This window comes from Mucilaginibacter sp. OK268 (assembly GCF_900103125.1).
GTDB lineage: Bacteria > Bacteroidota > Bacteroidia > Sphingobacteriales > Sphingobacteriaceae > Mucilaginibacter.
In genome coordinates this window covers 111,067-130,739 of record NZ_FNJV01000005.1, presented here as the reverse complement: position 1 = coordinate 130,739, position 19,673 = coordinate 111,067, and the positions used below count along the sequence as shown (strand labels likewise).

Below are 19,673 nucleotides of genomic sequence, written 5' to 3'. Positions count from 1 at the left end.
TAAATTACTTTGTATAGTTAAATTTTAATACGTTACCTGCGCTTACCAGATCACCTTCGTTTGAAATGTAAAGATTGCTATGATCATCAAACGCGATACCTTCGGGCTGGTTAAATTGTTTCGGGTTCAGGGGGTAAACATTTTTAACCTTCCAGGAAGCATCGGTAATCACCAGCACTTTATTAACCGATGAAAGAACATACCATTCATTAGTATTTAAGTTTTTGGCCAAAGCCGATGGGCGAAACGCACCCTTCTTTTTACCGGTCAGTTGCTGTTCTATTTCTTTAACATTTATACTAAAACCACCGGCAGGTTTAACCGTACCATCGCTTTGCAATTTTAAAATATACCCACTGCTCACCTTGCTCTTATCGTCATCACAATTTTTGCAGAGTATGTATAAACTATTTGTTTTTTCATCGGCGTACATGCCTTCGTATTCTCCGGTTGGTATCACATCCTTTACTTTTTTAACACCGGGGATCTCTTTATTTCTTATCTGGTTAAACGGAAAGGTAAAAAGGGTGCCATCGCTGCGTAATACGATCATGTAATTATTACAGATCGCGATATCTTCATAATCACCCGATTTGGCGAAACGACTTTCATTCACCTTTTTATCGCCCAATTTTAAATAATATACATTACCATTTTCATCCTCCTCCGCATACAAAGAATCACTTTTACCATGCCTGAAAGCAATGCCTGATATCTCCGTTAAATTGATGTGCATATTATATTTTACCGGTTTATTCAGATTGTAACCCTTAGGATTTACAATAGCCTCTGGTTTAGCGGTGCAGGATATGCCTAAAAGTACCGTGGTACCGGCAAACGCAATCATGATCAAGGCAGCAATCTTTCCCTTCATTTTATCGTTTTTAAACTTTCTCATCAATTTTGTGCTGTAAAAGTTCATATATACCCCGTTGTGAATGTACCAGGGGTTCGTGTTTTTCAATGCTAATGTTTTGCAGTTCCTGATTGAGCATTACAGCCTGTACATTATCATTTAACTGCAAATCGATAATCTGCATGATCTCGGCCCTGATACCTGGGTCATAAACCGGGAAACATACCTCAATACGCCGGTAAATATTACGATTCATCCAATCGGCCGAGCCCAGAAAAACCTCGGGTTCATTATTATTGTGAAAAATAAATATCCTTCCGTGTTCCAGGTAACGATCAACTATACGGCGTACAGTGATGTTCTCACTCATTCCTTTAACGCCCGGTATAATACAGCAAATACTGCGTACAATAAGTGATATTTTTACTCCAGCCTGCGATGCTTCGTATAATTTGGAGATCAATATACGCTCTTCCAGGTTATTTAGCTTGATAGTGATAGCACCCTGCAAGCCTTTTTTCACATGATCTATTTCGCGGTCAATCAGCTCAAGGAAACGTTGCCGTAAATTAAACTGGGCAACCAGCAGATGTTTAAAATCTATAGGATAGCCTTCGGATGTTTTTGCTTTTTTACCCAGGAACATGAACAACAGCTCCATTTCACGTAATAGAGTCGGGTTGGCTGTCATTAAAATATGATCGGTATAAAAAGCCGCGGTACTTTCATTAAAGTTACCCGTGGCCAGTAAACCGGCGTATTTAACCCGGCCATTCACCAATCTTTTTACCAAAGCAATTTTAGCATGTACCTTTAAGGCCTTATCGCTATAAATGATCTCGACACCGGCGGCCTTCATCTTTTTGGCCCATTTGATGTTGTTGGCTTCGTCAAATCTGGCTTTAAGCTCCACCATTACCCTCACCTTTTTGCCATTGCAAGCCGCGCTGATAAGGGCATTTACAATGCGGGAGTCGCTGGCTACCCGGTATAGGGTAACGGATATTTCCTGTACGTCCTTATCAATAGCTGCTTCGTTAAAAAATCGCAGTATGCTATTGTACGATTGATAAGGCGCATGAAAGATATGGTCATGGTCTGAAATATGATCAAACAACGATTCCTTATCGATCATACCCGTATTAACAATTGGGGGCCAGCGGGTATAACGTAAAGCAGGCAAACTAACAGGCAGTCCCATCAGATCTTTCAGGTTATGATACGCCCCCCCTTCTACCACGCTTGAGCCCTGCAGGCCCAGCTTTTCGGTTATAGAGTGCAGTGTACGTAGCGGGATACCTGGTTGGTGTAAAAACCGGGTGGCCATCCCCATATCTCTTTTAAGCAATTGTTTTTCGATCTGCTCAGACAGGTCGCCATGATACTCGTCCTTCAGGTCGAGCTCGGCATCACGGGTTATTTTAAAGCTATAACATCCGCTTACGGTTTCGCTGGCGAACAGCCTATCCAAATTATACCTGATAATATCATCCAAAAATATAATATACTGTTGGTCATTTGCCGATACGCTGTAAAAACGGGGCAACTGATTGGAGGGTATATTAAGCAGTACGGTTTTTTCCTTTTCACCTTTTACGTCAAGGATGATTAAGAAATACAGGCGATTGTTTTCCGGAAAGAACTTTTTTCCGGTCTCGGAAAGATCAATGGGCTGTAGAAAAGCCATCACCTGGCTAAAAAAGTAATCGGCCACCTTATCCCGAATGGCTTCCGGAAGGGATTCATTAAACAGCAGGTTTACCTTATTTTGTTTTAACAAAGGTATCAACCTGCTGGTAAATACCTTGCCAAATTTCCGTTGCTGCCGTTCAATAAGCTTTTGGGCCTCCAGTAAAACGTCTTCTTTTTCGTGTGCAGCACCTTTGGCCAGCTTGTTAACTGCCAGTATAACGGGCATCCTTACCCGGTAAAATTCATCAAGGTTAGAAGAAAATATCGAAAGAAAATTCACCCTTTCCATTACAGGCAGATCTTCCTTTTCGGCCTCCAGCAAAATACGCTCGTTAAATAGCAGCCAACTCAGGTCCCTGTCAAAAAATGAGTAATGATCCATAAAAGCAGATGTTTTGTTTAGCAGATTATATCAGTGATGAGATCAGGAAGGCCAATACCGAAATAATAAGGCCGAACATGAATACATTATAGGAAACCCGTAATAATCTGTATTTTTTACCCAACACAACACCTTGAGAATAGTTATCACGAATAAGGCTGCCATATAAAAAATCTTTATCATCCATCATTTTCACCATGCCATCGCTATAATCATTCAGCGACATGCGATAAAAATTACCAAAGAAGAGTAGATTCACCGTCTTCTTCTCGATATCCTCGGGTGAAAAAATACCCGGTGGAATTGACGGCCGTGTTGACAGGATAGAGAATATCATGGTGGTTAAACTTACCGTAAGCAGCATAAATGTGGGTATCAGCAGGTTGGAATGCTCATCAAGCTTGCGCAATACCAAACTGATAATGGCGGATAAGATGATGGAATTCACCGTGATCATGATATGGGCCTTATTGTCGGCCATATCGCTCAGGCGCTGGTGGTTTGCTGAACTTATACGAAACATAGTTTCGATACCCCTTTCTGGCTTATCACTTTTATGCTTCTTTTCGTGATGATCCTCCTCTTTAGCAAGAGCAGCTTCCACATGGTCTGTTTCCGTCACTTTTCCAGCTTCAGCTTTTTCCTTTTTTTCGGCTTTTTCTTCCACGTCGGTTTGTTTTTCCTTTAGCTTTTCCAGGTTCTTTTGCTTCTGGTCATTTAGTAGCAGCTGACAGTAATCAGTAAAGTAATGGTGCGATTCTAGTAGCGCAATATTACCCGCCCGCCAGGTTTCCTTATCAATTTCCACGTGTCTGCAAGCCTCCAGCTCTTTACGCATCAGCTTGCTTTTTTCCCTGAAATCATCCGTACCCAGGTGAAACAGATCGGCATCACACAAAATTTCTTCCAGCTGATTGGTTGGTTTCTGAGGCATTTCGGTAGCCATAATGCAGGCGTTTACCTTATCAATTACCGCGTTATCTACCTTTTGTTGTTTCAGGAAATGAGTTGCATTCTCCGTGCTTTTTACCTCATGATTGCTTTTATCAACAAAGTAGCCGGTGTCATGAAACCATGCTGCTGATAGTACTATAAAAAAATCCTCGTCAGATAATTGATAGTGGTTGGCGATCTGTGTAGCGGCGGCAACTACGTCTTTGGTATGTTTAAGGTTATGGTATGCAAGTTCGGGATCATCATGCACATCAAAATATGATATGACATAATGTTTTACCTCTTCTAACAACTGTTGAAATTTCATGATAGCTTTTTATGGTTAAAGTAATCAAATTTATTTTAAAAATTAATATTTCCAGCAGGCTGTTAAATGTTCGTTGGATATTATTTAATGTAGTGGTCTGAAAACTTTTTAAACCTCTAATTTTAACACTTTTCTGCTCGAAAACGGGGTAAAAACGTCCGAAAATTCACTCAAAACCATCGATTTTAACAAATTTTAACATGGTTTTGAGCAGTTTTTGAAACTTTAAAAAGTATTAAAATATTGATAATCAAATACATAAGTACAAAACCACCTATTTTTGTACTATTTTATCTCTTAACAGAACGGCCTTGTTTTCTATTCATATAGAAAACAAGGCCGTTGCTTATACAAATATACACAATACTGCGAAGAATACATAACCGCTATAAAAATCACTTTAGTCAACCTGCGGAAGATTTATGGTGAAGATTTATCACGGGAACGGAACCTACCCTTCCTGATGCGACTGTTGTTTTTCGGCCGGTGTTTCTGGCCCTTCATAGCTATAATTGTATGGCGGATAAGGTACAATGAATGTATCTTCTACCCGTTCTGATCTTTTAAAATAAGGTATCCATAAGACTGCCATTATTATTGAATAAATAAGCGCATAAGGATGAGGTTCTACAAACTTATTATGTTTTAATATGAACGTGCAAATAAAGTCGATTAAAAAAAATGCCACTGTAAACAAAAAATAAGCGGTGATTAATCGTGGAAATATGTCGCGTTTATTTATAAGCAAAATCAGGCAATAAATTGAATAACACATCAATAATGTAAAACAGATTACCTCCATTACTATAAATAATTTAAAACCACTATCCTGCTTGCCCGATGATTCTAAATTCCAGGTTATCGAGCTAAAGTAATCACTACTGATCAGTACAAGTGCAGAAAACAATGCAGTTAAAACTAATATTACCGCTACCAATACCAGCCAACCGCCGATAGGCTGAAAACCGGAACCATGAGCAAAAACAATGGCCGGTGTTTCACGCTGATATATCCGTATACCCACAAAAATAAGTCCCGCTATGAGGATGCCAACCAGTATGATCATCAAGTTATTAACGTCTGCTGCCGATGATTCAGAACCCGCGCCAAGATAGGAGAAGCTATAACTGAGGCCACTGTTATTAAGTTTTTTAATATCATCTTTAAACTCGGCGAGCTTATCAAGCGGTACATTATCCTTAAGGAACGTTAGCTTGTATCGCAAAAACAGGCTATCCCCTACTGCACTGTAATTTGAAGAAAAATGGTAATAATCGCGGTTAATGGCATTGGTTTCCGGTGTCATATCCCAACCGCCCGGTAATATCACTTGCTGTGTGTATTCCAGGTTATATGGATAACTTAATGATACAGGCGTTTTTGTTTGACCTGTAATACCTGGAAACATATCTGATATGCTGTAGGCGAAAAAACCTGCGGTTAAGCGGTTGGTTGTTGAGTCCTTTTTAAAGAAATTGCTGATCAGGTAGGTTTCTGTAGTTGTAATGATGTTCTTTTGTATGTTGTCCAATACAGTTATAGAGTCCTTCCGTTCAATTTTGGTATATATTTTTGCGTAGTAATCCAGGTAACTTTTTTCTGTTTCGGCCATGCTGTTGGATGCTAACCTATCCCGCTGATTATCGGCATGGTTGCCGGTATAGATAGTTTTAATGGTGAGCAATACCGGCGACTTTTCATCTTTAATGGTATAAATGTCCTTACCGGTGATCTTACCTGTTTTTGATGGCGGTATAGTGGTTAGGGAGTTATTACCGGCTTTTAATACCAGCCCCCTCCCATAATCAGGGAAATAAATATCGGTTCCTGCCCCGCCCTGGTAATCAATAGTAGCATCTACCCAAACTTGCTTGCCGTTAACGGTAGCGGTAACCACAGCATGATTAAAGGCATAATAGGTGGGTATATAATCGGCTATATGCTCATTACGGCTGGCATTTATCAAAACCATATGCGCGTCGATCCCATCCGCATTTAGCATAGATACCAGCAGCAGCGATTTATCTTTACAATCGCCATAGCGTTGTTTGAATACTTTTTGAGGATCATTGGCACGATGCGAGTACTGCCCTATCTCAATACCCATGTATCGAACCTCGTCCTGCACCGTCCTTACAGCCGCCCTGAAGTATTTCTCCTTGTCGTCACCGGCTTCGGTTTTAAGCTGCTTTATACGATCGGCCAATTCGCCTGTGATATGTATGGCGGTAGGATTAATACTCAACGCCCAGTCAACCACCTCGGCCCAACTGTTGTATTCGCTGACCTGCACGTGCCCCAGCGGATCGTACCAATCAGGCTGGTTATTATCATCCAGACCGGCAGGTACCTGAAAAGCTTCATAAGCATATTGTTTAAGTCCGCCGTTTTCAGATACCGTTACTTTTGGTGTGTTATTAAAATATTTAAAATTGAGTTTTCTTTGCGCCGAAGTGATGATAGCCGTATACTGATGGGCTATAGGCGTGTACCATTGAAAATAGATATTGTCGCAATACTTGCCCTTAAAAATAGGGTTACGACCGGTCAATGTATAAGAATATTCGATCCGGTCGCCTTTACGGATATCATCCAATATGCGTAAGGCCGAAAAAGTGCCCTGGTATAAAAAATCAGACAGGTTCTTTTCGTCGGCCAATACTTTAAAGGCAGGTATCTTTAGGCGGTTCAATGGTTTATTATCGCGCCAAACGGTGATATCATGAAAATCCAGGCGTTCAAAGGCCGGGTCAAAGCTGATGGATATCTGCGAGGCGTTTTGAATCCCAGTTTCGGATACGATCTCGCGGATCACATGATGATAATCAGCCTGTTTTTCTACCTGGATCTGTTCTTCAATGAGCGCGTAAAAAAAGCCTCTTTCAATGGTTCGTGCCGATGGCTTTTGATTATACGTTTTAAAACTGCTTAGCCATAAAGGTTTAGGAGATTGATGCACAACCGGGGTACCCGCTTTAGTTAATTGATTGTTAAACAACAGTAACAGCGGGCAAAAAATTAAGGTTAGGTATATTTTAAAAAACTTTGGCATACAGGCATTGAAAATAAAGAAAGAACCTGACTTTTCGATATTTATTTAAAATATCATAGAGCGTATAAAAAAAGCCATCCCACAAAACTGAGATGGCTTTTTGATATAGCTGAAAGTATACTATTGTCCGCTGCCTAAGATAGGGGCAAACTTTTTCATATAATCATTCAATTGTGCTGATACTTTTTTATTGATATCGGTTTGTTTATTTTCCTTTGTAAAATCGGCTATGCCGTTGAGCAATTGCAAACTGATCTGCACATCGCGTATGTTTACGCTGCTGGAATTATCAGATAGCAGGTGATAGTTGTAATCCAGCTGATCGATAACATAATCATCAATGCTGGTGGTAAGCCTTTTACCCAAAACCACATCATTAAGCTGAAATGCCAGTTGAGCCAGGAATAATTTACGACCCGCCACATCAATATATGGCGTAATATCGGGCATTTCCTGGTCGTATTTATGCAGTGCTTTCAAGGCCAGGTCATTATGACCTTCCTGCATCAGGTTTTGGATCAGATCAATAAATGTGGATGCCATTACCGGGTAGAACATTGATGTTGACTCATGATCCAGGTAACGGGCATTTTTAAAGTTCCCGAATTTAAACTTGTTCATGATGTTGTTGTACATCACCATGGTATTGGTTTTACCCAGCTGATCGCGTTTGGTGGTATCTTTTTCAAAAGGGATCAGGTGATAAGTAAAGCCTTCTTTATACAAATAGGGCTGCAAACCAATCAGGTTGTCATTACCAATGGTGGTGGTAAAGCAAATTGGCCTTTTCCAATGGTTGTGGGCCAAAATGTCCAGCATTGCCAGGTTATCTTTAGTAACATAGTTTGATGTGAATTTCCAGTCCATCACTTTAGTGATCTTGTCTTTTTGATCAGCAGTAACCACACCATTTTTTATTACCTCATCAGGATCAATGGTGATTTTAAAGTTCTTACTTGGTAAATAGTTACCCCAGTCGCCACTTTGATATTGTACCTGGGCGGCCCTGTCATCTGAAGAAATAAAATCAAATATCTCTTTTACTTCCACAGGTCCGGCTATTTTACGGTCGCTGTAATAAATAACATCCCTCACCCCTTCCTTATATTTATCATAAGGCATGGTGATAGGCAATGGTTCCGACTGATTCATTTTGCCTTGCATCTGGCGGATGTACCAATCACCGGTAAACAAGCTCAGGTTAACAATGCGCACATCTGGGCGTATGCCTTCTACTTCCTGATCATACCACAAAGAGTAAGTGTCATTATCGCCATAGGTAAACAATATGGCATTAGGCGGGCACGATATCAGGTAGTTATAAGCCATATCATGCGCGGTCCACTTAGTGGAGCGGTCATGGCTTTTCCACTCTTTGCTGGCCAGCAATACAGGAGCCAGCAATAAGCAGATCACGGTTGAACCGATTGCAGCTGTATTGGCATTGATGTATTTACGTGCGAATTCGGCAATAGCAATAACACCCAGACCTATCCAAATGGCAAAAGCGTAAAACGAGCCTACGTATGAATAATCACGTTCGCGTGGCTGTATAGATGGCTGATTAACGTATAACACAATAGCGAGCCCGGTAAAGAAGAATAACAATAACACGATAAGCGCATCCTTCTTTTTACGGTTAAGGTGATAAAAGGCACCTATTAGGCCAATGATGAGCGGAAGAGCATATAGCGGCGTATAGGTTGTTCCTTTAGTTACTGATTTTGGTAAGTTTTTATCAAAAAGCCCCGTAGTCCAGTTACCATCGATACCTACCATACTGGTTTGTCCGTCAGCATCATTGGTGCGGCCTACAAAATTCCAAAGGAAATAGCGCCAATACATCTGGTACATTTGCCAGGTGGCCATAAATTTCAGGTTATCGCCAAAACCAGGTGTCTGTCCATCAGGAATGCGCAACCACTCTTTGTAAAACTGAACATCGTTTGGTTCGGTACTGTACATACGCGGGAATGGCGTGGTATGACTGTATTCGGTTTCGATCTTTTTACCGGCATTTTCGTACTGTGTTTTTCCTTTACGGTAAATGATACTGCCTTCTTTTTGGTCGGTAACTGTAGCATCGTAGTACGGGCCGCTCAGTAAAGGAGTTTCGCCGTATTGAATACGGTTCAGGTAACCGTAAAGTGTAAAAGCGTTATCGGGGTGCGAGTTATTCAGATCGGGATTTGCAGTAGCCCTGATAGGTATATAGGCAAAAGCAGCATAACCAAAATAAATAAATGCAACGCATAATAAAGCCAGGTTAAGCGTTGGCTTTTTAGCGCGGATACTATATATAATACCACCTACAAGCGCAACAACAATTAATAATATAAAGAAAAACGCGCCGCTGCCAAAACCCATTCCCAGTGAGTTGACAAAGAAAAGATCAAAATAGGCAGCAAACTTTATGGTGTATCCCCTGATGCCGTATTGTACCAGCCCCAGGATAACAACGCCGGCTAAAAATGCCAGGATACCGTTTTTAACGGTAATATTTTTACTCCTGCGAAAGAAGTATACCATGGCGATAGCCGGGATAGTTAACAAATTAAGCAAATGGATACCGATAGATAAACCTATAACATAGGCAATAAAAACCAGCCATTTATCGGCCCCTTTTTCATCGGCATGGGCATCCCATTTTAATATGGCCCAAAACACAATAGCGGTACACAGGGATGATAAGGCAAATACTATGGTTTCAACCGCCGAAAACCAAAAGGTATCGGTATAGGTAAAAGCCAATGCGCCAACCAGGCCTGCTCCCATGATCAGGATGAGGTTTGATTGCTCCACCACATCATCGCGTTTATTTAAAAGCATCTTTTTGGCCAGGGCGGTTATTGTCCAAAACAAAAACATGATAGTTGCCCCGCTGGCTACAGCCGAGCCTAAGTTTGTAAAATAAGGTACTTTGGTATTATCGCCGAATGATAACAGCGAAAACAATTTGCCCAACATGGCAAAAACAGGGTACCCGGGTTGATGGGCTACCTGTAAACGGTAAGCACATGAAATAAATTCGCCGCAATCCCAAAAACTTACGGAGGGCTCAAGTGTTAAAATGTAGGTAACAGAAGCTATAACAAAGCAAAGCCAGCCTAAAAGGTTATTGATTTTTTTGTATTGCATTTAATATATCGTATGGTTTTATAGCGCGGGCAAATATCAGGATTTTTATAGCTTATTAAAAAAAAACAGTTTCGTGCCACCAAATTTAACATAAATTAACTTTTACAATCATTAATCTGTTATTTTGTAAAACAAATAAGGGTATTATTTCCTTAGGCAATAAGCTTATCCAATTTTCATGTTAATATAAATAATGCTTACTTTGTTGTGATGCAAAAACTCTACTTCGTTCGGTCTATAAAATTATTTTTGTTAGCGGGGATACTCCTCCTATCAGTTCAGATAAGCAATGCGCAATCTGTTTATTTACCACAGTCTTATCTGCTTTATCAAAAATTCAACGGTGATATATATAGTACAAAAAGTTCGTTTCACACGTCTTTACGGCCTTTTTTAATTGACAGCCTGATCAATGGCACCTATGATTCTGTTATGAATGTAGGGGTAAGTGACCAACGCAAAACATGGCTTAGCCGTAAGCTGTTTAACGAGCACCTGTTTGACGTACAGACTAAAGATTATACTTTTTACGGAGACGTTATTGCAGATTTACAGGTTGGAAGAGATTTTTCCGGTAAACGATCAACTTATTTAAATGCCCGTGGCTTTCAGTTTGGCGGTACGGTAGGCACCAAATTCTCGTTTTACACCAGCGGATTTGAAGATCAGGCCAAGTTTCCGGGTTACTATAACGATGTTGTAAACGCCAATGCTTTTATACCCGGCCAGGCTTATGCCCGCCATTATAACGGCCAGAAGCAAGATTCCCAGGATTGGTCGTACGTTACAGCTATTGCGTCTTATACGCCTATAAAACAGTTGAACATTACCCTGGGCCAGGATAAAATGTTTGTAGGCGATGGCTACAGATCACTGTTGTTATCAGACTATGCTGCGAACATGCCCTTACTACGGGTGACTGCAAATTTGGGCAGAGTGCAATACATGATGGCCTGGGCGTATCTGGAGGATCTCAAAGAACCCAAGTTTGACCAACTGGGAAGCAACAGGCGTAAATGGGCTATGTTTCATTATTTAGACTGGAACGTAAGCAACCGTGTATCATTAGGTTTCTTCAACGCGCTGATCACTCCGGAAGCCGATGCACAGGGAAACAGGCGTGGTTTTGATGTGAACTTTATCAATCCATTAGTATTCTCCAGCGGCTTAGGATCATCTGCATCACCTAAGGATAATGTATTTATGGGCTTTACAGGCAAGTATAAAATATTTGACAAAACAGCCATTTACGGTCAATTACTGCTTGATAGGTTTAAATTCAGCAACTTCTTTTCGGGCAATAACCTGGATAATACCAATGGTGTACAATTGGGTATACGCGGAGCCGATATATTTAAGGTTAATCGCTTAAATTATCTTTTTGAGTTTAATACCGTAAAACCATACACCTACTCCAGCACGCAAACGCTTAATAATTACACCTTTTTCGGCGACCCGCTTGCTCATCCTTTTGGTGCTAATTTCAGGGAGTTTTTGGGTATCATCAACTACTCGGTTGGCCGCTTTGATTTTCAGGGTCAACTTGATTATGGCAAATACGGGCTTGATGCTAACGCAATCGACAATAACGGAAAGTTACTGACCAAACCATATCCGGTTAATCCAAATCCAACCCCTGTTATTGGTCAGGGTATCAGCACACAGCTTTATTATGGCGAGGGTACTGTATCGTTCCTGGTAAATCCCAAAACCAATCTCCGCATTGAAATCGGTGGTCTTTACAGGCAGGAAAAGAATGCCCTAAGCGATAACAAAACAACCCTGATTACCTTTGGTGTAAAAAGCGGCTTCCGGAATTTATATCACGACTTTTAGTATCAAGTAGTTAGTATCAAGTATCACGACAAAACACCAGCAAGTCGAGAATCTTGATACTAGCTACTTGATACAAACTAAGACTTATAATTTCAACGCGCTGATGATCTGCCGTACCAATTCGGCCTCAGCAAATGGTTTGGTAACAAAGCCCGAAAATCCTTTTTTCGAAAGTTTTTCGGCATCTGATGGTTTTGAGGTACCGCTGATCGCGATAACAGGAACTTCGTTCAATGGGGCTTTTAATCGCCGGATAGCCGCGATAAGTTCATGACCATCCATGGTAGGCATCTGGATATCTGTTAATATAACAGTGATGGTTTCTTTAGTCAGGATATCTAATGCCGCCTCTCCGTTATGGGCCTGGTGAAATTTAATATTCCACTTACTGGTCATCATTTTCAGGAACATCAAACTTAGCTCATTATCATCCACAGCAAGGATACTGATACCGTTTAGTAATGATAACGGATCATCTATTTTTTGCTTATCAATAGCATGGCTGCCGGCTTCGTAAGGTATATAAAAACTAAAAGTGCTCCCTTTACTAACGATACTTTTTACACTGATCTGCCCTTTTTGCAGTTGAACCAGTTGCTTGCAGATATAAAGCCCAAGCCCTGTTCCGGTTTGACCTTTTGCTGAATTGGTTTGATAGTACTTAGAAAAAAGATTGGCCTGCTGCTCCGTACTGATACCGGCACCCGTATCGGTAATATCAACCACCAGCCTGCTTTCCTTATTTACTGATACCAGGGAAGCTTTTACAGTAACACCGCCTGTGTTGGTATATTTAATGGCGTTGCTTAGCAAGTTAACCATCACCTGTTTAAGTCTGAAACTATCACCTAAAACCAGGGCGCTCTTATCGCCTTCAAAATGATATTCCAAGCTGAGTTTCTTTTTAGTGGCGCTAAATTCCATGCTTTCTATCACCTCTTTTAATACAAAATCGGCATTGAAAGGATCGCGGTTGATCTTAAACTCGCTATTCTCCATTTTGGCGGCATCAAGCGTATCATTCAATGTGCGTAACAACATATCAGACGAAAGCCTGATAGAGCCAAGCATATCTGCTTGCCGTGGCGACAGATTGGTTTGACTGAATATATACAGAAAGCCCTTTATTGCTGTAAGCGGGTTGCGTATTTCATGGCTCATGTGTTGCAACAGATCCATTTTTTGCTGGGCAATAGTTACCGACCGTTGATTTTCCTGCCGTAACAGGGTTTCAGATACGCCAAGTTTAAGTATAAATACAATGAGTAATGCGGCAAATATCAGTACCAGGAAAAGCGCGGCCAGGTAAAAATTATTTATTAGCCGGGTGGTTTCCTGGTAGCTTTTAAAGGTCATCCCTTTAAACTCGTTAGCGATATTGTAATTGATATCCTTTACACCATTTATAATGTTTTCCAGCTCATTGCGGATATGGATGTTGAGTGTTGTTAGGTCTTTTTGTGTAGCCAGAAGTTTGACATTTCGATCCTGTAGTAGTTTTAATTTCTGATTGTAATTCTTTTTCTCCTGATAAGCCACTTTGCGGGTGGCCGAGTCAACCAACAAGTTTGTCCGGCTATGGTTAACCACAATAATACTGGAGGAAGGGTTGCCATTTTTATTAACGATAGCATCTTTTAGTCGCCCGAAGAGGCCTTTCTTTTTGCCTAAAATATCTTTCTTTATAGTGTCTGCTTTATTTTCAATATTCTTTTTCCGGGTTCCGTTTGTCATGCTGATGTTGACTGGATTTTTACCGGCAGCTTCATTAAAATCGGCATAAACGGTAAGCAGGGAATCAAAATTGTGTTTAAGCTCATATAGCTTACCCGATAATTCTAATTTTTTAACGTGCCAATACAGCACTTTTTGATGTTGTTCTTCGGTTAGGCCCGGCATATTGGCGTGATCCTTCAGTAGCGTATCAATCAGGTTAAATGCCTGTGACAGCTTAGCTTTATAAGCTTTACTTTTTTCATCGCCGGTACTTAATAGCGATTCCTGGAAATCATCTTCGGCCTCATGTAATAGCAATAGGGCCTGCTGCGGCCTTGCTTGATCATATTCAACATCATGAGCTAGTTTGGAAAGATCCTGTAATTTATTGGAGATAGAATTACGTACAAAAAGCGCGATTATAGCGAGGATAATAATCAATGCTAAAAACGCCAGCATAATTGTCCTCGAGATTTTTTGAGTATATGTAGATTTCATTAAGGCGGTAAGCTAAACAAGTATCATGCCGATATTTAACTGGCAAAATCAAGGGCAATAATAACATTTATTAAAGCCCGGGGAGATATATTTTTAACTCAATGTAAGAATAAGTTTAAAATATAAACAATTAAATAAAAATACAGATCATAAACGAAATTTCAGCGGGTTAAAAAAGGATGTCCTATGTGGTGGGAATATAGTATTACTTAACAATTTTTGCCGGTAATTAGTTATTGGGGTAATAACAGGAGAATGGATAAGGGCTTGATCCTTATTAAAAACAGCCGGTAAAAGTAGTTTGTTTTTGTGTTAGCTTTTAGATACAACCAGATCAGACAGGAATAACCATGCCGACCTGGTTGTGTATTTTGTCTTTTATTTTCTCTCTAATAAAAGACGCCATACTGCGGCGCTTAATACGGCACCTAATATTGGGGCCACAATAAATAGCCATAACTGGCTGATGGCTGCTCCACCTACCAGTAATGCGGGGCCAATACTACGTGCCGGATTTACCGATACACCTGTAACCATAATACCTACTATATGGATAAGCACCAGACTTAATCCTATTGACAGACCCGCGAAACCACCATGTATATTTTTAGTAGAAGTTGAACCAAAAATCACCAACAGGAAGATGAAGGTAAAAACTGTTTCGGCAATAAAGCCGGATACCAAATTGTAATGACCGGGCGAAAAGGCATCATAACCATTTTGCCCTAAACCATTAGCCGCAACACTATACCCGTCTTTTCCGGATGCTATGAGCAACAAGATGCCTGCACCGGCAATAGCGCCCAATACCTGGGCTATAATATAAATAACTGCTTCATTTGCTTTCATACGGCCGGCAACAACCATACCTATAGAAATGGCCGGATTAATATGGCAACCTGATATATGGCCAATAGCATAAGCCATTGCCACAACCGATAAACCAAAAGCAAAAGAGATACCCAACAAACCAACACCACTTGTGCCGTTGGCACCGGCAATTACCGCGCTGCCACAGCCCATCAAAACCAATACCAGTGTGCCGAAAAACTCGGCCGAAAATTTTGAAAAAGTGCTTGTTTCCATTTGAATTATAAAATTAGGTTAAAGGATCAGGTAAATGATAGTTAAACTACAACATGGGTTTAATTATACCATAACCTGTGCATAGTTATATAAAGCTACGCATTGTTATATTGCAAATCCACATCAAATAAAATAAGTTTTAAATCTAATATTAAATAGTTTCGACAGATACCCGCATAATGTCGACAAAAGTTTAAAACCTGGGGATTAAGGTTAAAACCATTTGTCGATAAACTTTTTAAACGGTTCGCGATATTGTTCGCTAACTGGTATCAGTATTTTTCCAAACCGGATGGTGCTCCTGGTAACACTATCGATCTTATCCAGCGACACGATGAAAGAACGATGCACTCTCATAAATGCGCCAGTTTTTAATTTTTCTTCCAGGTTTTTCATGGTCGTCAATGATTTTATATAACCATCGGTGTTGGTTACATAAACTTTCACATAATCCTTAAATCCTTCAATGTAAAGTATGTTCTTTAGATAAACCTTCACCAATTCATACTCAACCCGTAAAAAAATAAAATCGTGCTCCGTATAATCAGCTAAGATTTGCAGTTGCCTGTTGTTCTCTATATCTGCTTTAGCCTTATAAACCGCCTTCATAAAAGCATCATGCTCAACTGGTTTAAGCAGGTAATCAAGAGCGTTGACTTTGTAAGCATCTATAGCAAAATGCTTAAATCCGGTAGTAAAAATAATACGCGGCGCATCGGTACCCATGCGCTCATTAATGATGCGGGCCAATTCAATACCATTGAGCCCGGGCATATGAATATCGAGAAAAACAAGTTGAGGATTTTGGCTTTCTATAGCCAACAACGCTTCGGCAGGATCAGCATAAAACGATAACAGGTTTAAAAATGGGGTGTTGTCAACAAGAATGCGAAGAGGGAAAAGCACCATCTCATCGTCATCAACAATCATGCAATCAATTAACATAGGTTCTGAATATAAGCTGGTCAGGCAAAATTCAGGCCATGGGGTAACAAGTTAACAATAACTTATGCGAACAAAAAGTTGGGTATTTTATTCCTCATAGCTCTACAAACAGTAATATAGATCGATTTAACTCCTGATCTCACTGGGTAGTATCCCAAAATATTTTTTGAATGCTTCAGACAGGTGCGACTGATGCTTAAAGCCAACCTCATAAGTTACTTCCCTAATAGTCATTTTCTGATCAACAAGCAGGTGACGGGCACGTTCCATTTTTAACCGGGTAACGTATCCATAAATGGTAGTGCCGAAATAGGCTTTAAAACCACGTTTTAATTTAAATTCATTCAGGGATACCATGCGCGATAAAACCGGCAACACTGGTGGATTAGCGAAATCCTGATCTAAAATATCCCGGGCTTGCTCTATTTTTTCCTGCTCCAGATTGGTATACTTTCGTACCTCATCGTGCTGATCATTCTGGAGTTGCTCCATCTGGAGCATCAGTAGTTCCAGTATTTTCGATTCGGTATGCAGGCGTTTCAGCTCTCCTGTTCTTTTGCATTCCACAATATCGTTGATGGTTTGTTTCATCTCATGCGAAACCAATAGATCCTGCGCCGATATGGAGGTGTATTTTCCATTCTTGATCTCCTGTACAAAATCGGCATGCAACGAAGAATCCTGGTTAATGAGATGAAAATAATATTCTTTTGACAGCACCACCAGGAAGTAGTTGTAAACCACATCTGGCAGCAACTCATATTTACCTGATAGTGACGGTATATAACGAATATTATGCCTCGCCCCTCCCCGCATTTTTTTTATGCGCTGCTTATCCTCAACCGCCTGCTTGTGCTCATAAAATATAAACTGGGAGGTTACGGTTTCGCCTTCTATCTCGAACAGAATGTTGGCCGGTTCATTGAACCGCATATGTACATTCATCAGGAACAACCCTCCAGAACTAATCATATGATTTGAAAACTGGTTAACCGGAGGCCTAGAAATCACCGCCTTTCAGGATGCCTGGAAAGCCATGAAAGATAGCCATGAGTTTTTTGGCTTGTTAAGAAAGTTTAAATTGAGCCGTACACAGGCATTGCACCTGGCTCCTGCGGGGTATGCTAAAAAAGTTGATCTGCAAGCGTTCAAAACCATTGCCGAAACATGCTCAGGGCAGCAAATACCTGTGATGATATTTGTAGGTAATAAAGGCTGTATCCAGATCCATAGCGGTAACATCACCAAATTGGTACCGATGGGGCCATGGTTTAATGTACTCGATCCGGAATTTAACCTGCACCTGCGCGAAGACTTGGTAGCCGGGGTATGGCACGTAATTAAACCATCAACAGACGGTGATGTAAACTCTATTGAACTGAACGATGCTGAGGGCGAAATGATACTGCAAATGTTCGGTAAACGCAAACCAGGCATCCCCGAATTAACAGAATGGCGCGAGCTGGTGAACCACACCTCCAAATAATATAACATACCTATGAAAAGCAAAATGGCCTGTAAAATTTACAGGCCATTTTTATTGAACAAGATCCGCTCTTTTAAAAATGTGGGTTTATTGGGTCTTTCGGAATATTCACGATACCATTACGGATGAGTGAATGCTTTTTACTATAGAAGAAATAAATAACCAAGCCAAGGATCATCCAAACAGCCAAACGGATCCAGGTATCAAGGGGTAATGAAACCATCATCACAACGCATATGATAATACCCGCTATCGGCACAAAAGGCACCCATGGTGTTCTGAAAGGACGCGGAGTATTTGGATCTGATTTCCGCATCACCATTACGCCAACACAAACCAAAACAAACGCGAATAATGTTCCGATAGATACCATTTCACCTACCACCCTTACAGGCACAAAAGCGGCAAATAAACTCACAAATACCGCGAATAATAGATTTGATTTATACGGGGTCTGGAATTTTTTGTGAACCGATGCAAATGTTTTAGGTATCAATCCATCCTTTGCCATGGTATAAAAAATACGGGATTGCCCCATAAGCATCACCAATATCACCGAAGTATAACCGGCCAATATAGCTACTATGATTGATTTTTGTAACCAGGCATAGGGGGTTTTGGCTATGGCTACTGCAACAGGCGCGGCGCTTTCTTTAAATTCTTTATAATTGGCAACTCCAGTCATTACATGCGAAAATAATACGTACAATATGGTACATACTACCAGTGAGCCTATTATACCTATCGGCATACCGCGTTTAGGATCTTTTGCCTCCTGGGCAGCTGTTGAAACCGCGTCGAAGCCAATAAAGGCAAAGAACACTACGCCAGCGCCCCGCAATACACCGGACCAGCCAAATTCACCAAATTTACCTGTGTTTTCCGGAATGTAAGGGGTATGATTGGCCGGATTAATAAAGCCCCAGCCAACAGCTATAAAAACTAATACGACAGCAACTTTAAGCACAACCAATAAGTTATTTACAAAAGCCGATTCCCTGGTGCCGCGAATCAATAATAAGGATAAGCAAACAATGATAAATACAGCCGGAAGATTCATGATTCCATGAACCACCGAGCCATCAGCAAGCGTAATGTTTTCCCAGGGCGACTTGGTAAACTGGGGTGGTATTTCCCAATTGAAATAATGCAAAAACTTGGTTAAATATTGCGACCAGCTAATGGATACCGTTGCTGCGCCTAATGCATATTCCAATACCAGATCCCATCCAATTATCCAGGCTGTAAATTCACCCATGGTTGCATAAGAATAAGTATAAGCAGAACCAGCGATTGGGATCATACTGGCAAATTCAGCATAACATAACCCAGCAAACGCGCAACCGATAGCACCTATTACAAATGATATGGTAACAGCCGGGCCTGCATTATTGGCAGCAGCCAGGCCGGTAAGTGAAAATAGCCCTGCCCCTATTATCGCACCTATCCCCATGGTAACCAGATTAAAACTGCTTAAAGTGCGCTTTAACGTACCGCCACCAGTTTCAGAGGCTTCTTTTAGTAATAAATCTAACGGTTTTTTAAATCTCATAAGGCTTAAATAAAGTTGTTTTGAATTATTATTTTTTTGTCGTTAAACGTACTTAAATTTATTTAAAACCAAAATAGAGTGATATAATAATATGATAATAAGCAACTTCAAATAAAATCGGGTCTTATTTAATTTAAACAAAAAAGGCCGTCTCTACGAGACGGCCTTTAGAT

The 19,673-nt window shown here is 40.5% G+C and carries 12 protein-coding genes; 2 read left to right on the top strand and 10 right to left on the bottom strand.

The features are described 5' to 3' along the window. Positions 1-4: 4 nt before the first annotated feature. The 5 genes from BLR84_RS17085 to BLR84_RS17065 all read right to left on the bottom strand — a co-directional run bounded on the left by BLR84_RS17085 (position 5) and on the right by BLR84_RS17065 (position 10,381). On the bottom strand, positions 5-898 hold the full coding sequence (locus BLR84_RS17085) for an SdiA-regulated domain-containing protein (RefSeq protein ID WP_090470551.1): 894 nt from the start codon (positions 896-898) through the stop codon (positions 5-7). Then, positions 885-2,930 carry a polyphosphate kinase 1 gene (gene ppk1 / locus BLR84_RS17080; RefSeq protein ID WP_090470549.1) on the bottom strand — a complete coding sequence of 682 codons (2,046 nt, stop codon included), beginning with the start codon at positions 2,928-2,930 and terminating at the stop codon, positions 885-887. The genes BLR84_RS17085 and ppk1 overlap by 14 nt, the downstream gene beginning before the upstream one ends. Before the next feature lie 25 nt (positions 2,931-2,955). Continuing rightward, the gene (locus BLR84_RS17075) at positions 2,956-4,191 is read right to left on the bottom strand and encodes a Pycsar system effector family protein (RefSeq protein WP_090470548.1); all 1,236 of its coding nucleotides are present in this window, start codon (positions 4,189-4,191) and stop codon (positions 2,956-2,958) included. 451 nt (positions 4,192-4,642) lie between these two features. Beyond that, complete coding sequence (locus BLR84_RS17070; RefSeq protein ID WP_090470546.1) at positions 4,643-7,243, bottom strand: DUF3857 domain-containing protein; 2,601 nt, start codon at positions 7,241-7,243, stop codon at positions 4,643-4,645. 120 nt (positions 7,244-7,363) lie between these two features. Further along, positions 7,364-10,381, bottom strand: coding sequence for a glycosyltransferase family 117 protein (locus tag BLR84_RS17065; protein WP_090470545.1), 3,018 nt, complete (start codon positions 10,379-10,381; stop codon positions 7,364-7,366). Positions 10,382-10,591: 210 nt separating this feature from the next. Between BLR84_RS17065 and BLR84_RS30265 the strand changes: the two genes are divergently transcribed. Further along, on the top strand, positions 10,592-12,217 hold the full coding sequence (locus BLR84_RS30265) for an SGNH/GDSL hydrolase family protein (RefSeq protein WP_090470543.1): 1,626 nt from the start codon (positions 10,592-10,594) through the stop codon (positions 12,215-12,217). 84 nt (positions 12,218-12,301) lie between these two features. On the opposite strand, the gene BLR84_RS17055 is transcribed toward BLR84_RS30265, so the two are convergent. The 4 genes from BLR84_RS17055 to BLR84_RS17040 form a co-directional block, all read right to left on the bottom strand. After that, on the bottom strand, positions 12,302-14,431 hold the full coding sequence (locus BLR84_RS17055) for a hybrid sensor histidine kinase/response regulator (protein ID WP_090470542.1): 2,130 nt from the start codon (positions 14,429-14,431) through the stop codon (positions 12,302-12,304). Positions 14,432-14,809: 378 nt separating this feature from the next. After that, entirely contained in the window at positions 14,810-15,517 is a 708-nt protein-coding gene (aqpZ, locus tag BLR84_RS17050; protein WP_076369376.1) for an aquaporin Z, read from the bottom strand. A gap of 213 nt (positions 15,518-15,730) precedes the next feature. Further along, the gene (locus tag BLR84_RS17045; protein ID WP_090470540.1) at positions 15,731-16,462 is read right to left on the bottom strand and encodes a LytR/AlgR family response regulator transcription factor; all 732 of its coding nucleotides are present in this window, start codon (positions 16,460-16,462) and stop codon (positions 15,731-15,733) included. 126 nt (positions 16,463-16,588) lie between these two features. Next, positions 16,589-17,434: an AraC family transcriptional regulator gene (locus BLR84_RS17040; RefSeq protein ID WP_090470538.1), complete on the bottom strand. Its 846-nt coding sequence runs from the start codon at positions 17,432-17,434 to the stop codon at positions 16,589-16,591. A 64-nt stretch (positions 17,435-17,498) separates the two neighbouring features. Here BLR84_RS17040 and BLR84_RS17035 point away from each other — a divergent pair, with 64 nt between their 5' ends. Further along, entirely contained in the window at positions 17,499-17,948 is a 450-nt protein-coding gene (locus tag BLR84_RS17035; RefSeq protein WP_090470536.1) for a ChuX/HutX family heme-like substrate-binding protein, read from the top strand. A 73-nt stretch (positions 17,949-18,021) separates the two neighbouring features. Here the strand turns inward: BLR84_RS17035 and BLR84_RS17030 are convergent, their stop codons facing one another. Beyond that, on the bottom strand, positions 18,022-19,500 hold the full coding sequence (locus tag BLR84_RS17030) for an amino acid permease (RefSeq protein WP_090470534.1): 1,479 nt from the start codon (positions 19,498-19,500) through the stop codon (positions 18,022-18,024). Positions 19,501-19,673: the final 173 nt, after the last annotated feature.

Bases quoted from the DNA above. Each gene is read 5' to 3' on its own strand.
- BLR84_RS17045 (WP_090470540.1), bottom strand. From the start codon at position 16,462: ATGTTAATTGATTGCATGATTGTTGATGACGATGAGATGGTGCTTTTC.
- BLR84_RS17075 (WP_090470548.1), bottom strand. From the start codon at position 4,191: ATGAAATTTCAACAGTTGTTAGAAGAGGTAAAACATTATGTCATATCA.
- ppk1 (WP_090470549.1), bottom strand. From the start codon at position 2,930: ATGGATCATTACTCATTTTTTGACAGGGACCTGAGTTGGCTGCTATTT.
- BLR84_RS17070 (WP_090470546.1), bottom strand. From the start codon at position 7,243: ATGCCAAAGTTTTTTAAAATATACCTAACCTTAATTTTTTGCCCGCTG.
- BLR84_RS17055 (WP_090470542.1), bottom strand. From the start codon at position 14,431: ATGAAATCTACATATACTCAAAAAATCTCGAGGACAATTATGCTGGCG.
- BLR84_RS17065 (WP_090470545.1), bottom strand. From the start codon at position 10,381: ATGCAATACAAAAAAATCAATAACCTTTTAGGCTGGCTTTGCTTTGTT.
- BLR84_RS17040 (WP_090470538.1), bottom strand. From the start codon at position 17,434: ATGATTAGTTCTGGAGGGTTGTTCCTGATGAATGTACATATGCGGTTC.
- aqpZ (WP_076369376.1), bottom strand. From the start codon at position 15,517: ATGGAAACAAGCACTTTTTCAAAATTTTCGGCCGAGTTTTTCGGCACA.
- BLR84_RS17030 (WP_090470534.1), bottom strand. From the start codon at position 19,500: ATGAGATTTAAAAAACCGTTAGATTTATTACTAAAAGAAGCCTCTGAA.
- BLR84_RS17085 (WP_090470551.1), bottom strand. From the start codon at position 898: ATGAGAAAGTTTAAAAACGATAAAATGAAGGGAAAGATTGCTGCCTTG.
- BLR84_RS17035 (WP_090470536.1), top strand. From the start codon at position 17,499: ATGAAAGATAGCCATGAGTTTTTTGGCTTGTTAAGAAAGTTTAAATTG.
- BLR84_RS30265 (WP_090470543.1), top strand. From the start codon at position 10,592: ATGCAAAAACTCTACTTCGTTCGGTCTATAAAATTATTTTTGTTAGCG.